At 58.2% G+C, this 14,354-nt stretch carries 11 protein-coding genes; 3 read left to right on the top strand and 8 right to left on the bottom strand.

All coding sequences use genetic code 11. The features are described 5' to 3' along the window. Positions 1-9 precede the first annotated feature (9 nt). Together nudC and ABVT36_RS05075 are read right to left on the bottom strand one after the other, a co-directional pair. The gene (nudC, locus tag ABVT36_RS05080; protein ID WP_368455566.1) at positions 10-822 is read right to left on the bottom strand and encodes an NAD(+) diphosphatase; all 813 of its coding nucleotides are present in this window, start codon (positions 820-822) and stop codon (positions 10-12) included. A gap of 12 nt (positions 823-834) precedes the next feature. Further along, a complete protein-coding gene (locus tag ABVT36_RS05075; protein ID WP_368455565.1) occupies positions 835-2,535 on the bottom strand; it encodes a hypothetical protein in 1,701 nt (566 codons plus the stop codon). Between the two features lie 402 nt (positions 2,536-2,937). Here ABVT36_RS05075 and nhaB point away from each other — a divergent pair, with 402 nt between their 5' ends. Beyond that, complete coding sequence (gene nhaB / locus ABVT36_RS05070; RefSeq protein WP_368455564.1) at positions 2,938-4,473, top strand: sodium/proton antiporter NhaB; 1,536 nt, start codon at positions 2,938-2,940, stop codon at positions 4,471-4,473. Positions 4,474-4,655: 182 nt separating this feature from the next. Here the strand turns inward: nhaB and dnaQ are convergent, their stop codons facing one another. The 3 genes from dnaQ to ABVT36_RS05055 are packed head-to-tail and all read right to left on the bottom strand — an operon-like array spanning position 4,656 to position 6,656. Beyond that, positions 4,656-5,384 (bottom strand): DNA polymerase III subunit epsilon, encoded by a 729-nt coding sequence (gene dnaQ, locus ABVT36_RS05065; RefSeq protein WP_368455563.1) that lies wholly within the window; start codon positions 5,382-5,384, stop codon positions 4,656-4,658. Between the two features lie 2 nt (positions 5,385-5,386). Then, positions 5,387-5,824 (bottom strand): ribonuclease HI, encoded by a 438-nt coding sequence (gene rnhA, locus ABVT36_RS05060; protein ID WP_368455562.1) that lies wholly within the window; start codon positions 5,822-5,824, stop codon positions 5,387-5,389. A 49-nt stretch (positions 5,825-5,873) separates the two neighbouring features. Then, entirely contained in the window at positions 5,874-6,656 is a 783-nt protein-coding gene (locus ABVT36_RS05055) for a class I SAM-dependent methyltransferase (protein ID WP_368455561.1), read from the bottom strand. Between the two features lie 163 nt (positions 6,657-6,819). Here ABVT36_RS05055 and gloB point away from each other — a divergent pair, with 163 nt between their 5' ends. Beyond that, the gene (gene gloB, locus ABVT36_RS05050; RefSeq protein WP_368455560.1) at positions 6,820-7,590 is read left to right on the top strand and encodes a hydroxyacylglutathione hydrolase; all 771 of its coding nucleotides are present in this window, start codon (positions 6,820-6,822) and stop codon (positions 7,588-7,590) included. A 201-nt stretch (positions 7,591-7,791) separates the two neighbouring features. Next, entirely contained in the window at positions 7,792-9,342 is a 1,551-nt protein-coding gene (locus ABVT36_RS05045) for a LysM peptidoglycan-binding domain-containing protein (protein ID WP_368455559.1), read from the top strand. A gap of 57 nt (positions 9,343-9,399) precedes the next feature. Here ABVT36_RS05045 and ABVT36_RS05040 read toward each other — a convergent pair whose 3' ends face one another. The 3 genes from ABVT36_RS05040 to lon all read right to left on the bottom strand — a co-directional run bounded on the left by ABVT36_RS05040 (position 9,400) and on the right by lon (position 14,308). Beyond that, entirely contained in the window at positions 9,400-11,277 is a 1,878-nt protein-coding gene (locus ABVT36_RS05040) for a SurA N-terminal domain-containing protein (protein WP_368455558.1), read from the bottom strand. Between the two features lie 105 nt (positions 11,278-11,382). Further along, positions 11,383-11,655 (bottom strand): HU family DNA-binding protein, encoded by a 273-nt coding sequence (locus ABVT36_RS05035; protein WP_367148780.1) that lies wholly within the window; start codon positions 11,653-11,655, stop codon positions 11,383-11,385. A gap of 250 nt (positions 11,656-11,905) precedes the next feature. Then, on the bottom strand, positions 11,906-14,308 hold the full coding sequence (gene lon / locus ABVT36_RS05030) for an endopeptidase La (protein ID WP_368455557.1): 2,403 nt from the start codon (positions 14,306-14,308) through the stop codon (positions 11,906-11,908). Positions 14,309-14,354 lie beyond the last annotated feature (46 nt).

Here is a 14,354-nt window from a genome sequence, read left to right as displayed (position 1 = left end):
GAACTCCCGTTATCCGGCCCCGCGAGCCGCAATTTCAGCAAAGGTCCTTATCAGCCGCCCGGACAGCGTTTCGGCCGGCGGCACTTCGGGCAGAGCCCGATAGTGAAACCAATCGGCCTCGGCGATCTCCTCCCCATCCACGCGGATGTCCCCGCCGGCCCAGTGCGCCAGGTAGCCCAGCATCAACTGGCCGGGAAAAGGCCAGGACTGACTGGCGACATACTGCACCGGCCCCACTTCCACGGATACCTCTTCGGCGACTTCCCGCACCAGCGCCTGTTCTGCACTCTCACCCGGCTCGACGAACCCCGCCAAAGCCGTAAAGAGGCGATGGCGGTGATGGGTATGGCGGGCCAGCAGGCATTCCTCCCCCTTGATCACCAGCATAATGACACAGGGGGAAATACGCGGGTAAGCGGTGAGATGGCAGCGGGGGCACTCGCGGGCGCGCTCACTGGCGTGATAATCCGTGGGCGAACCGCAGCGGCCACAAAAACGGTGGTCGCTGTCCCAGTTGACCACCTGAACCGCGCGTCCCGCCAGGGCAAAAAGTGACTCATCCACACGCCCGAGCAGATTGCGCAGCCCGCGCCACTCGCAGCCGGGGACTTCTGCCTGGGTGGCCAGGGCGTGCACCCCCACCGGCTCGCCGCCGAGTTCACCCAGGTAGTGGCTGCTGCCAATCGCACCCCCCGGGAACCGGTTGCCCCGGTGCAGAAAATCGCCGTCGCGACACAGGAGCCATCCATCCGCCACAAAGATATGACGGGCAAAAGGTGGCTCGGGGCGCACTTTCGCGGCGGGGACAAAAACCTCGTTCAATTTGGGCTCCAATCAGGCGACCTCTACCGGATAGCCCAGTACCGCCAGGCTCTCGACCGCCAGATTGAGGGACTGGACATCCGCTTGGCGATTCAGCTTGAGTTCGCCCAGATAGTATTCCAGGCTGATGATGGCGTCCGCAAACACATCCAGAGATTGCTCCAGCTCCGGTGCCACATCGCGCCTTTCCATCACCGTCTCCACGAAAGCCATCAGCCGCTCGACCACGGCGGCGGCCCGACTCAGCCCCAGTGCCAGCAGACCGCCCCGCAGTGTGTTCAGGGTGGTCGGCACATTGCGGATATGGCCGTGGTCAAACTCGGATTCCGCGTAGGAAGCGAGCGCGCGCTTGATCATTGACAGGCCCGCCTCCGCTTCACGCAGCACCGCCTGCTCGGCTTCTGCCAGCTGGCTGCCCTGCAGTGAGATATCCGCGTGGCCGTACTCGTCCAGGTCGATACTGGCGCTCTGGCGCAGCACCCGAACGGCGCTGTCCACCTGCAGCACCTGGCCGGTCAACCGCTGCAGTACCGCCGGCGGGATCTGCCCCCCACCATCACCGCCCTGGCGAAATTCCATTAGAGCCGCCCGCAAACCGTCGGACAATCGCTTGAAATTGAGCAGCTGCATGGTCCCGGCAATGCGCTGCAGGCTGCCGATGAGACCGCTGTCTCCCCCCAGGTCATCCACCACCGAAAGCGATTCGGCATCATCCAGCATGCGGCGCACGCCGGCCAGTTCCTCTTCCAGAGCCTTGGCCACTGCATTGATCGCCGTGGCCCCGGGGCCACCCAGGCTGGCCCTTTCACGCTCCAATTCCTCGTCGTTGTAGCCGAGAGGCTGCACCGCAAAGGCTTCCAGGATTTGATCACCCTGCCCACCGGGCCCCGCCAGGGCCACCCAGTACAGACACTCCCTGACCAGCACCGGTGGCGACGGCTGATCCAGGGCACTGTCCCCCTGCTTCTGCAGGGCCCGCAAACTCCGGTCCAGCATACTGAACACCATGATACGGGAGCGATTGGGACGCATTTCCCGCACCGCCATGGCACCCAGGGCCTCGCCGGCCAGGGCCCAGAGTTTGCCGTTGGGGCGGCCGGCAGAGACGCTTGCCACCCGCTGCAGGGCCCGCGCCATCATGGTAAAGGCGGGCTTCAGGGGTTTACCCTGCAACAGCGCCAGCAGCCCCAGTTGATACATATGGCGAAACCGGCGCAGGAAAGAATTGAGCTCTTCCGGCATCACCGCTGAGGAGGCGACTCCGGGGACATTGGCATCCAGGCGACAATGAAAAAAGTGGCTTTCGGGCACCGGCGAGTGGCCGCGCGCAAGACGCAGATTGTTGATGTAGGGTATCAGCAGCTCCGGGCGGGCGACGGCCCGGCTCTGCACGACTTCGAGGTAGCGGGACAATACGTAAAAACTGGTGCCCAGGCTATCCAACAGCTCTGCAACCACTTCCTGCCGGCCCTGCTGTACCTCGAGCAGCGCCGCCAGCATCTCCTGAGCCAACAGCTCCCCGCCTCTCAGCTGCACCAGTTGCAGTGCCCCACCGGCTTGCCGCAACATCGCCAGGCACTGGTCAATGGCCTGCTCATTCACCCGGTCGGCGGCAAACTGGTCCAGGTGGGACGCCGCTGCATCAAGGGTAGCCGCCAACTCGTCTTTGACCAGACTGACCGAGGTAAGGTTAATCTCTCGCGCTTGGGTCACTGCTTCACCACTGCAATAAAATGTCACAAACGAACAATAAATGACCAAAACTTACAGGTTTGGCCGACGTATGAGCAATCTATCCTAAACCCACAAAGAATCCAGCTTTATATCCAGATATTCCACCAAGTAATCGACAATTCCGCGGTTGACATGGAGACAATGGCCACAGCACTTGAATTTTCCCGGGAACTGGGTAGCGTTCATTACCCGCCGGCATACTCCGGGAAGCTCCCAGGTGGGCAGCTTCCCCCTATGCGTGGCACAATGCGGCTACTACTGCTGCCCGAGGGCTCACCGGCGATGCGTACTGAATGCTAACTCTGCGACCGCCGCAGCCATCGTGAAATCGACTTGGCAGGGCCCCGGGAGAGGGGTCGAAAAACAACCGAGGAAGTGAGAATGACTACATATAACAATGCGGTGGCCGCAACCGGTAGCGGCCTCAGCCGCGCATTTACAGAAAATTTCCTCGGCGAGGCACCGGACTGGTACAAGCTGGTAATCGCCCTCTTCCTGATCGTCAACCCTCTGCTGCTCTATGTGAGCACGCCCTTTGTCACCGGTTGGGTTCTGATTGGCGAGTTTATTTTCACTCTGGCAATGGCCCTGAAGTGTTATCCGCTGCAACCCGGGGGACTGCTGGCCATTGAAGCGGTGCTGATGGGGATGACTTCAGCCGATGCTGTCTATTTTGAAATCACCGACAATTTTAAGGTGATTTTGCTGCTGATGTTTATGGTGGCCGGCATCTACTTTATGAAGAGCCTGCTGCTTTTTGTGTTCACCAAAATTTTAATCAATATTCGTTCCAAAACACTGCTGTCACTGCTGTTTTGCAGTGTGGCAGCAATTCTATCCGCATTTCTCGACGCCCTGACGGTAACCGCGGTTCTGATTGCCGTAGCGGTGGGATTTTACTCAGTCTATCATCGTGTCGCCAGCAACCGCCCCCATCATCATCACGACCACGACCACTCCACCGATGACCATGTGGTGGAGTACCATCGCGAAGACCTGGATCAGTTCCGCGCATTTCTGCGCAGTCTCATCATGCACGGTGCCGTGGGTACAGCGCTGGGTGGTGTCTGCACCCTGGTGGGTGAACCACAAAACCTGTTGATCGCGGAGAAGGCAGGCTGGGAATTTTTGCCGTTTTTCACCATCATGGCGCCGGTCACTATTCCCGCCTTTATTGCCGGCCTGATCACCTGCGGGCTGCTGGAAAAACTGGGAATCTGCGGCTACGGAGCCAAGCTTCCCGCCGCCGTTCGCGAAGTTTTGGTGATATACAATCGGGAACAGGAACAGCGGCGAACCCCAAGGGACATTGCCGAGCTGTGGGCTCAGGGAATCGTAGCCGTGGTACTGGTTCTGGCGCTGGCCTTTCACGTGGCCGAAGTGGGGATCATCGGCCTGATGATTATTGTCCTGCTGACCGCCTTCACCGGGGTTGTGCAGGAGGCCCGCATCGGCCACGCCTTTGAAGAGGCGCTGCCCTTTACCGCTCTACTGGTTGTATTCTTCGCTATCGTTGCCGTCATTCACGAACAACACCTGTTCGAACCGGTCACCCTCTTTGTCTTGGGGCTTGAACCGCAACAGCAGCCTGGAATGCTGTTTCTCGCCAACGGTATTCTGTCCATGATCAGCGACAACGTATTCGTGGCCACGGTTTATATCAACGAAGTGGAAGCGGCCCTGACCGCGGGCGACATCACCCGTGAACACTTCGACAAGCTGGCGGTCGCCATCAATACCGGCACCAATCTACCCAGTGTCGCCACACCAAATGGCCAGGCGGCCTTCCTGTTCCTGCTCACCTCCGCCCTGGCACCCCTGATCAGGCTGTCCTATGGACGCATGGTGATCATGGCTCTGCCCTATACCCTGGTGCTCACAGCCGTGGCATTCACCTGTGTCGTATCAGTGCTTTAACTAATAACCAAGAAAAAGGGCAGCGGATGCTGCCCTTTTTAATTTGCCCTGCAATCCGGTAGATGATCCCCCATAGACCGGATTGTCGCCCTTGAAAGCCTGCGTATATCCCGCGGAAACGCACACCTTTTCAAAGGCCTGCGAAAACCCCTACGGGCGCGGTACACCCCGGCCCACGGCCCCTACCAAAAGTGTTTGCCGGCGGTTTTCTCGAGCAAATTCAACATGGTCTGATGTCCCTCCAGCTCTTCCTCTGTTGCCGATACCACCGGAAGTGGCTGGCGGTCGCCAGCCAGTCTGCGCACGGGGCCCGCGGCAGACTCCGGCCCCTGGCTCCTTGCACCCTCATCGCCGCGGATATCTCCGTCCTGGGTCAGTGCAAGGCCCGTCTGCCCCCCCGTCATCAGCAAAAATACATCGGCGAGGATTTCCGCATCGAGCAGGGCGCCGTGCAGATCGCGCTGGGAGTTGTCGACGAAATAGCGTTTGCACAGCGCATCCAGACTGTTTTTTTGTCCGGGGTGCTTTTCCCGTGCCAGGGCTAGCGTATCGAGGACACTGCAATGGTCCGTCACGCGCCGCCAGCGCGGGCTGGCGAGCAATTTGAGCTCCCAGTCAATAAATCCCACATCGAAGGGTGCGTTGTGGATCACCAGCTCCGCGCCTTCGCAAAAGCTCATAAATTCATCGGCGATCTGGGCAAATACGGGCTTGTCCTGCAGGAACTCATTGGTAATTCCATGTACCTCGATAGCGCCATCTTCAACCTCCCGCTCCGGGTTGATGTACTGGTGATAGTGGCGCCCGGTCAGTTTTCGATTGACCAGTTCCACACAGCCAATCTCGATAACCCTATGTCCCGTTTTCGGGTCCAGTCCGGTGGTTTCTGTATCCAGGACTACCTGTCTCACCTTCACCCCTCCAGCTCTTCGATGCCGCGATTCGCCAGTTGGTCGGCCCGCTCATTGCCGGGGTGTCCGGAATGCCCCTTGACCCAGTGCCAGTGAACATCATGCCCGGCGACACTCTGATCCAGGCGCTGCCACAGATCCGCGTTTTTGACAGATTTCTTGCTGGCTGTCTTCCAGCCGTTCTTTTTCCAGTTGTGGATCCAGCTGGTGATTCCCTGGCGCAAATACTGCGAATCCGTATGCAAATCCACGCGGCAGCGCTGCTTGAGCGCATCGAGCGCCTCAATCGCGGCCAGCAACTCCATACGGTTGTTGGTGGTGTAGGACTCCCCACCGTAAATTTCCCGCTCTGTGTCCTCATACTTCAACAGAACGCCCCAACCGCCAGGCCCGGGATTGCCCCGGCAGGCGCCATCGGTAAATATCGTGACTTGTTTCAATTCAACAACTTTTTTTGGGTGTAACGAAAGGGTGCTCGAATCTAGAAGACTACTGCCGGCGCTCACGCTTGGAGACGCGCAGGCTGGTGGGTACTGCGCCCATTACCGGTTTGCGTTCGCTACGCCAATCGAGTCTGATGGTGCGCATACTGGCCACTTCCTTGCGCGCGACTATGAGGTAAAAGCCCCCCCAAGGCAAGCGCCAGCGGGCCCCCACACCTTCCATCCAGGAGGTATTGGCGAGAAGTTCCCGGTGCTGCAGGGGCAGGCGAAAGAACCCCCTTTCGATACTGCAGGCCTGTAAATCCAGCAGCGTCATCCAATCGGCGACACGCGCCGCCCGCAGCTGATTGCCGACCTGGTAAGCCCCGCTGGAAAACAACAGCCGGGACAACCCCAGCAGGGAGAAGGGGTTGAAGCCGATCAGGACCATATGCCCACCGGGAATCATCACTCTTGCCGCCTCCCGCAACAGCTGATGAGGGTGCGGGGAAAAATCCAGCAAATGGTGCAGAATCACCACATCAACCGACTCGCTGGGCAGCGGCAGCTGCTCGAAGTCCGCCACCGCAGCGCCACCCTGCTTCTCGCTGCTACCCAACCGAAAACGGTGATTGATGCGACTACAGGCCGCGAAGTCCACTTTGCTCGAGACCCCCGCCTGGAGCAAATGGTAGCCAAACAGCCGCTCCACGACGGGCTCTGCCAGCGCCAACTGCTGTGTGAGAATCTCCTCCCCAAGGCAGCTGCCAAACCACCGTTCGAGCCGCTCACACGACTGTGCCAGAGAAGGTGGCTCCCTGCGGGGACCCAGAATTGACTTGCCGGCCATAGTTTCTCCCGTTACCGGTGCCGCTGCGAACAACGTCCGCAATTTACAGGCTTTGGTTTTAGGGGGCACGGTTGCCGAAAATACCGCGCCCCGACCGCGCGCAATCACTTTGTCGCGCCCACCTTATGGTATCTTTGCCCCACTAGGGTAGCGGGCGGATAAAATGCTGACAATCTCACCCATTGGGGCCTTCAGCGACAACTATATTTGGCATCTCGAAAGGGACGGCGAGCACTGGGTGGTCGACCCGGGGGATGCACAGCCGGTAGTGTCGGCACTGGCAGGAGCTTCCCTGAACGGGATTTTGGTCACACACCATCACTTCGACCACACCGGCGGCATAGCAGAACTGGTGGCCCGCTACCACTGCCCGGTCTATGGGCCAGATGGTATCCCCGGCGTCACCAAACCACTGCGCACTGGGGACAGCTGCCAAATTATGGGGCTGCCCCTGAGCGTCATAGATGTGCCCGGCCACACTCTCGACCATCTGGCCATGATCCTGGAAGAGCCCACCGACGGGGGCGCCCTCTTGCACCTGTTTTGTGGCGATACTCTATTCGCGGCGGGATGCGGCCGGCTGTTCGAAGGCACTGCGGAACAGATGTATCGGTCACTGCGCAAACTCAGCGGGCTGCCGCCGGCGACCCGGGTCTATTGTGCCCACGAGTATACCCTGGCCAATTTGCGCTTTGCCGCGGCGGCGGAACCCGGCAATACAGTCGTCCTGGACCGCATCGCCGAGGTGGAGGACCTCCGCGCAAAAAACAAGCCCACGCTCCCCTCTACTATCGGCGAGGAGCTGGCCACCAACCCTTTTCTCCGCTGCCACATCGCCGCCATAGCCCGACGCGCCACCGGGCAGAGCGCAGCCGCCGAACCGGAGGAAGTGGAGGTATTTGCGAGGCTGCGCAGCTGGAAAGACAACTTTTGACCGATGGCGCAACTGACCCACCTGCCCCAGGGCTAGACGGAGAGAGACAGGCCCGCCTGGGCAAAAAATACCCAAACTGGATTGACCTTGTTCGAGAGAAGCCTTTAGAATCAATTTATTATAGAAAAGAGCTCAGTTTTAACTCAAAGTGATTAGTCACTGAGCGGGAATCCAGTACAAGAACAAGTCGCGGAAACAAGAATGGTTCAAAAGAAGTTAGCCGTTGCCGTGCTGGCAGCGGCGGTGGGTGCTTGTGCGCAAGTACAAAACCAAAGCACAGCGCCCGGGGAACAGCCTCTCCAGGACGATCCTTTAGTCGCTGTGGGCGACAAACCGGTCGATCCCCCCCCCGAGATACAAATAGCACCGGCCCCGGTTGATATCTGGGACCGGCTGCGCCGTGAATTCCATTTGGAGCGGCATCTCGAGAACCCCAAGGTACAGGATTACATTGCCTATTTCGCGCGCAATGAGGGCTATATGGCCAGGGTTACCGAGCGCTCCCGACGCTACATTTTCCATGTGGTGGAGCAACTTGAGCAGGCGAACATGCCTATGGAGCTCGCCCTGCTGCCCATCGTGGAGAGCGCCTATGACCCCTTTGCGTTCTCCCACGCCCGCGCTTCCGGCATGTGGCAGTTTATTCCCGCCACGGGACGCTCTTTCGGGCTGCAGCAGAACTGGTGGTATGACGGGCGTCGGGATGTCCACGAATCCACCCGTGCCGCCATCCAGTATTTTTCCTATCTGTCCGCGCGCTTCGACGGCGACTGGGAATTGGTCCTGGCGGCGTACAACGCCGGGGAAGGCACGGTTCGCCGGGCCAGAGAGCGCAATGCACGTCGCAATATGGGTACCGGCTTCTGGGATCTGAAGCTGCCGCGGGAAACCCAGCGCTATGTGCCGCAATTGCTGGCACTGGCTGAAGTAGTCTCCAAGCCGGAATACTATGGCGTGAAGCTGTATGACATAGCCAATGAACCCTACTATGCCGCAGTCGATGTGGGCAGCCAGATAGACATGGCCCAGGCGGCCAGGCTTGCCGACATAGAAGTGGAAGAGCTTTATCTGCTGAACCCCGGCTATAACCGCTGGGCTACGGATCCCAATGGCAGCCACCGCCTACTGGTGCCGGCAGACAAGCGCGAGAAAATGGAACTGGCGCTCACCGAGCTGCCGCTGGACCAGCGCGTGACCTGGCAGCGCTACAACATTGCGCGGGGTGATACCCTTTCGACCATTGCGCGGAGATATGAAACCACGGTAGCCGCTATTCGCGAGGCCAACAAACTGCGCAGCAATAATATCCGCGCGGGCAAAACCCTGCTGATTCCCAGTGCCGCAGGACCAGGTGCCCAGTTTGCCTACACACTGGATCGAAGGGTCGGGAATCAACGCTCAGCGAGTCAGGGTAAAAAGGGCAGCTATACCGTGCGCCCGGGAGACACCCTCTGGGAGATTTCCCGCTCTCTGCGCGTCAGCGTCAGTGATCTCGCCAATTGGAACAGTATGGCGCCGGGCGACACCTTGCGCCCGGGCCGCAGCCTGGTCACCTATAGCAATGGCGGCGACAGCCGCACTACCCGCAAGATTTCCTACCATGTGCGCAGCGGGGATTCTCTGTACCGCATAGCACAAAAATTCAGCCTGAACATAAGCGATATACTGCGCTGGAATAAACTCAACAAGTCCAGCTATCTGCAACCGGGCCAGCGGCTTACTCTGTTTGTCGATACGGCTGCCAGCGGCTGACCGAAAGACACCAAAACCCGGCCAGTGCCGGGTTTTGGTGCGAAACTGCAAGACCCGCTAGTTGGCCTCAAAAATCTCTATATCGGCTTCATCGGCCAGGTGCTTCCGCACCGCCACCAACTCCGCATTGCCGGACAGGGAACCCAGTTGCTGCAGCAGCGCGCGGCGCTGCTCAACACTCTGACTGGCAAAATCTCCCGGGCGGACCTTGCGTAGTCGCAGCAGCACCTGATCGCCACCGTCAGTGGCAAACACGGTGGTCAAATCACCATCCGACGGTGCCGGCAATGCAAATGCCTTGGTGATAATCTCGCCGCGCTGGCCAAAGCCACCACGCCGGGTTTTGTCACTGGTTTCCAGCGTCAGTTCGTTGTCTTTGGCCAGTTCCGCAAAATCGGTTCCCGCCGCGACTTCCTGCTCCAGGACCTTGGCACGTTCGGCCAATTGCGCACTGGCCTTGTCCCGCTTGAGCCGATCCGTGATTTGGGTGCGAACCTCCGGCAGGGGAAACACACCCGCTGGCTGGTGCTGCGTCACTCGCAGTACAACTGCGTGGTTCTCGGTGAGATTCAACACGTCTGAGGTATTGCCATCCTCCATCACTTCCGGAGAGAAGGCCGCGGCCACCACCTGCTCATTGGCCACTATTCCGCTACCGCCCTCTCGCGCGAAAAGCTCGCTGGTCTGCAGCGGCACACCAAGTTCCTCTGCCGGTCCGGCCAGGGTTTCCGCATTGTATGCCAGGTCTGTGAGGCGTCCCAGGGTAGCCACGAATTCCCGCTCGGCGGCCGCATTGCGAAGCTGCTCCGCAATTGCCCCTTGTCGTTCCTCGAAACTGGGAATCTCCGCATCCTCTACTTCAAGCAATTTGATAAAGTGGGTGCCGCTGTCGGTGACCACTGGACCTGACACCTGCCCAACTTCCAGTTTGGCCAGTGCCTCTTCAAAGTTCTGCGGAAACACATCTCCAGAGGTGAAGCCGAGGTCGCCCCCCTCTTCACTCGAACCCAGGTCATCGGACAACTCTTTCGCCAGTTCTGCGAAATCCTCACCGGCATCCAGCCTCGCCTGAACCTCATCGACTTTATCCTGAGCGGCGTCTTCCAACAAAATGTGCGCTGCCCGACGGCGAACCTGGGTCTGGAGATTTGCTACTTCCTGCTCGTACTGTGCCCGCACGTCCTCGGGAGATACATCTATACCGCTGGCAAACAGCTCCGGCTTTAACTCTATATATTCGATTGCTACCTGCTCGGGGCGCTGAAACTGAGCTTGGTTATCCTGGTAGTACCGTTCGACCTCTTCCTCGGTTACCGAAGCCTGGTCCACAAGTGGCTGTACCGGCAGAATTGCGTAATCAAAGTCACGCTCTTCCATGGATATGGTTACCACCTGCTCCGCATCCCGGCGTGTGGCAAAAGCACTGTCCGCAATACTGTCCGCATACTGTTGCAGCACTATATCCCGTTCGATAATCTGGCGAAAACTGGCCGGGCTGTATCCCATCCGGCGCAGAGCGTCGCGGAAGGTTTGTGGATCGAACCTGCCGTTGATTTGAAAAGCGGGAATCAGCACGGTTTCCTGATCGACCGCCGCCGCACTCATCACCATGCCACTCTTCTGCGCAGCCTGGCGCATTACCGCACTGCTGATCAATTGCTGTAACACCGGATCGCGCAACTGCTCGTCACTGAGCAAATCCGCCGGTACATTTTCTCCATACTGACTCATGATCAAATTGCGGCGATTTTGAATCGCGCGCTGCAGATCCAGATTACTTATTTTCTCGTCGTTGACTTCAGCCACCTTGTCGGCGTATCCGCCACTTGCACCGGTGAAGAAATCAATACCGCCGATTACCATAATAAAACCGAAAAAACCGGCTACTATGATCGCGGCAGTGCCTTTCAGGTTGTCACGCATGGACTGAAGCATGCTGAGCTCCGAATTTAGCTGTTACTTTTGCCTACCAGATATAAAAAAGGCGCATCCGAGAGATACGCCTCTTTGAAGCTTTGATTGTTTCGAAATCGAGGCTTCTTAGTTTACCGCGTCTTTCAGCGCCTTTCCGGCCTTAAAACTCGGGATTTTTGCCGCCGCGATTTCGATAGGATCGCCGGTGCGTGGATTGCGACCGGTACGGGCCGCACGCTCTTTGACTACGAAGGTGCCGAAACCCACCAGAGCCACCTGATCACCCTTTTTGAGCGCATCAGTGATGCTATCCGTCATTGCCTCCAGGGCACGGCCGGCCGCAGCCTTAGGAATATCTGCTGACGCGGCAATCGCTTCAATCAGTTCGGACTTATTCACGCTTAATCCCTCTGTATCATCTTTTAAGGTATTTAACAGACGCCCCCTCTGTGCGCCTCTGTATTCATGGCTACAATTGCCGGCGGCTTATGTGCAGGCCAATAAGCCCCGCTTTATACCAACTGCCCGATAACCGGTCAAGGAACCATGCGGGGTTCCGGGCAGTTTAGCTCGGTCTAACCGGCCACAAATGCCTGAAAGGCTACTTTTTAACCTAAGTTGCACCAACGCCCCGGGCGACGCCGCAATGTCAATGGTGTTGGAGCGACTGAGAACGCTCCTCCGCCTTCTTCTGCAGCGCCAGGTACTCTTCATCCGACAGCGAACGGGGCTTGTGCTCCAGGGCCAGACCCAGTACCTGATCAATCCAGGTTACCGGTTTGATCACCAAATCCTGTTGAATATTATCCGGAATATCCTTTAAGTCACGCTCGTTGTCTGCGGGGATCAGCACAGTTTTTATACCGCCCCGATGCGCTGCGAGAAGCTTCTCCTTTAGCCCGCCAATGCGCAGGACTTCGCCCCGCAGAGTAATTTCCCCGGTCATGGCCACATCGGCACGCACCGGAATGCCGGTGAGTACCGATGCCAGGGCTGTACACATGGCAATCCCCGCCGAGGGGCCATCTTTGGGTGTGGCGCCCTCTGGCACATGAATATGAATGTCTTTGGTGTCAGTAAAGTCCGGTGCCACGCCCAGAGATTGAGCCCGGGTGCGCACTACAGTGAGGGCGGCCTGGATCGACTCCTGCATTACGTCTCCCAAAGAGCCGGTTTTAATGACACGCCCTTTACCCTGTACCGCAGATGCCTCAATAGTCAGCAGCTCGCCGCCAACCTCCGTCCAGGCCAAACCGGTAACCTGGCCGATTTTATTTTCCTCCTCGGCCCGGCCATAGTCGAACTTCCGCACCCCGAGCAGGGACTCCAACTGGTCCGGCTGCACCACCGCCTTGGATCCGGTGGCGTTGCGCACATGCTCTGTCACTACCTTGCGGCAGATTTTGGCGATCTCCCGGTCCAGCCCGCGGACACCTGCCTCGCGGGTGTAGTAACGCACTATGTCACGCACTGTATCGTCCGACAAAACCAGTTCATCGTCTTTCAGACCGTTCGCCTTGCGCTGCTTGGGCACCAGATACCGCTGGGCAATATTGCGCTTCTCATCCTCGGTGTAACCGGGTATGCGTATCACTTCCATGCGGTCCAGCAGAGGGCCGGGTATATTCATGGAGTTGGAAGTGCACACGAACATTACGTCGGACAGGTCATAGTCCACTTCCAGGTAATGATCGTTAAACGATTTGTTCTGCTCGGGGTCCAGTACCTCCAACAATGCGGATGCGGGGTCGCCCCTGTGGTCCATACCCATTTTGTCCACTTCATCCAACAGGAACAGGGGGTTTTTTACTCCAGCCTTGGAAATTTTCTGGATCAGCTTGCCAGGCAGAGAACCGATATAGGTGCGCCTGTGCCCCCGAATTTCCGCCTCATCGCGCACGCCTCCCAGGGCCATACGTACATACTTTCGGTTAGTGGCGCGGGCGATAGACTGGCCGAGCGAGGTCTTGCCGACACCAGGAGGTCCCACCAGGCATAAGATCGGTCCCTTGACCCTCTTAACCCTTTTCTGCACCGCCAGGTATTCGAGGATTCTTTCCTTCACCTCCTCCAAACCATAGTGGTCCTTGTTGAGAATTTCCTCGGCTTTTTTCAAGTCGTGACGTACCCGGCTGGCCTTTTTCCACGGGACGTTCAGCATCCAGTCGATGTAACTGCGCAACACCGATGCCTCTGCGGACATTGGTGACATCATCTTCAGCTTGCCCAGTTCGGTGCGAGTTTTCTTTTCCGCTTCGGAAGACATACCGGAATCGGTAATTTTCTTTTCCAGCTCTTCGATTTCATTTGGCTCCTCGGTAATTTCACCGAGTTCCTTCTGAATGGCTTTCATCTGCTCATTCAAATAATATTCGCGCTGGCTTTTCTCCATCTGCTTTTTCACACGCCCGCGGATTCGTTTTTCGACCTGGATCAGATCAATTTCCGAATCCATCAGCCCGAGCAGATGCTCGAGACGCTGCTTCACGCTGGCCGTCTCCAATAACTCCTGCTTTTGCTGCAGGTCCAGCGACATGTGCGCAGCGATAGTGTCCGCGAGCCGTCCCGGTTCGTCTATTCCGGACAGAGAGGTGATGACCTCGTTGGGCACCTTTTTGCTCGCCGAGACGTATTGCTCGAACTGCGTCATGGCCGAACGAACCAGCGCTTCCGCCTCGGCTTCCGGAATGTCCTCGGTTTCCATGGACTCTACAGTGGCGCGGTAGTGCCCGTCACCTTCCATCACTTCGAGGATATGCACCCGTCGACTGCCCTCTACCAGCACTTTGACAGTGCCGTCGGGAAGCTTTAGCAGCTGCAGCACACTGGCAACTGTGCCAACCCGATATATGTCTTCGGCACTCGGATCATCCTCCGATGCCTGACGCTGCGCCACAAGCAGCACCTGCTTGTCGTTGCGCATCGCCTCCTCCAGCGCATCGATAGACTTTTCCCTACCAACGAACAGGGGGATCACCATATGCGGGTAAACAACGACATCGCGCAGCGGTAGCAGCGGATATTCAAACTTGGGGGCGGATGGCTGATCCATAGAACTCCTCTCGGCCCAAAAACAGGGGGATAAGTATTATCGCGGG

Origin of the sequence: Microbulbifer sp. TYP-18, assembly GCF_040932045.1 — a bacterium.
Classification (GTDB): domain Bacteria; phylum Pseudomonadota; class Gammaproteobacteria; order Pseudomonadales; family Cellvibrionaceae; genus Microbulbifer.
The sequence above is the reverse complement of the archived record's forward strand: the minus strand, read 5'-3'. Positions and strand labels throughout refer to the sequence as shown.

Excerpts from the sequence above, each read along its gene's own strand:
- nhaB (WP_368455564.1), top strand. The coding sequence starts at position 2,938 with ATGACTACATATAACAATGCGGTGGCCGCAACCGGTAGCGGCCTCAGC.
- ABVT36_RS05055 (WP_368455561.1), bottom strand. The coding sequence starts at position 6,656 with ATGGCCGGCAAGTCAATTCTGGGTCCCCGCAGGGAGCCACCTTCTCTG.
- gloB (WP_368455560.1), top strand. The coding sequence starts at position 6,820 with ATGCTGACAATCTCACCCATTGGGGCCTTCAGCGACAACTATATTTGG.
- ABVT36_RS05045 (WP_368455559.1), top strand. The coding sequence starts at position 7,792 with ATGGTTCAAAAGAAGTTAGCCGTTGCCGTGCTGGCAGCGGCGGTGGGT.
- ABVT36_RS05040 (WP_368455558.1), bottom strand. The coding sequence starts at position 11,277 with ATGCTTCAGTCCATGCGTGACAACCTGAAAGGCACTGCCGCGATCATA.
- lon (WP_368455557.1), bottom strand. The coding sequence starts at position 14,308 with ATGGATCAGCCATCCGCCCCCAAGTTTGAATATCCGCTGCTACCGCTG.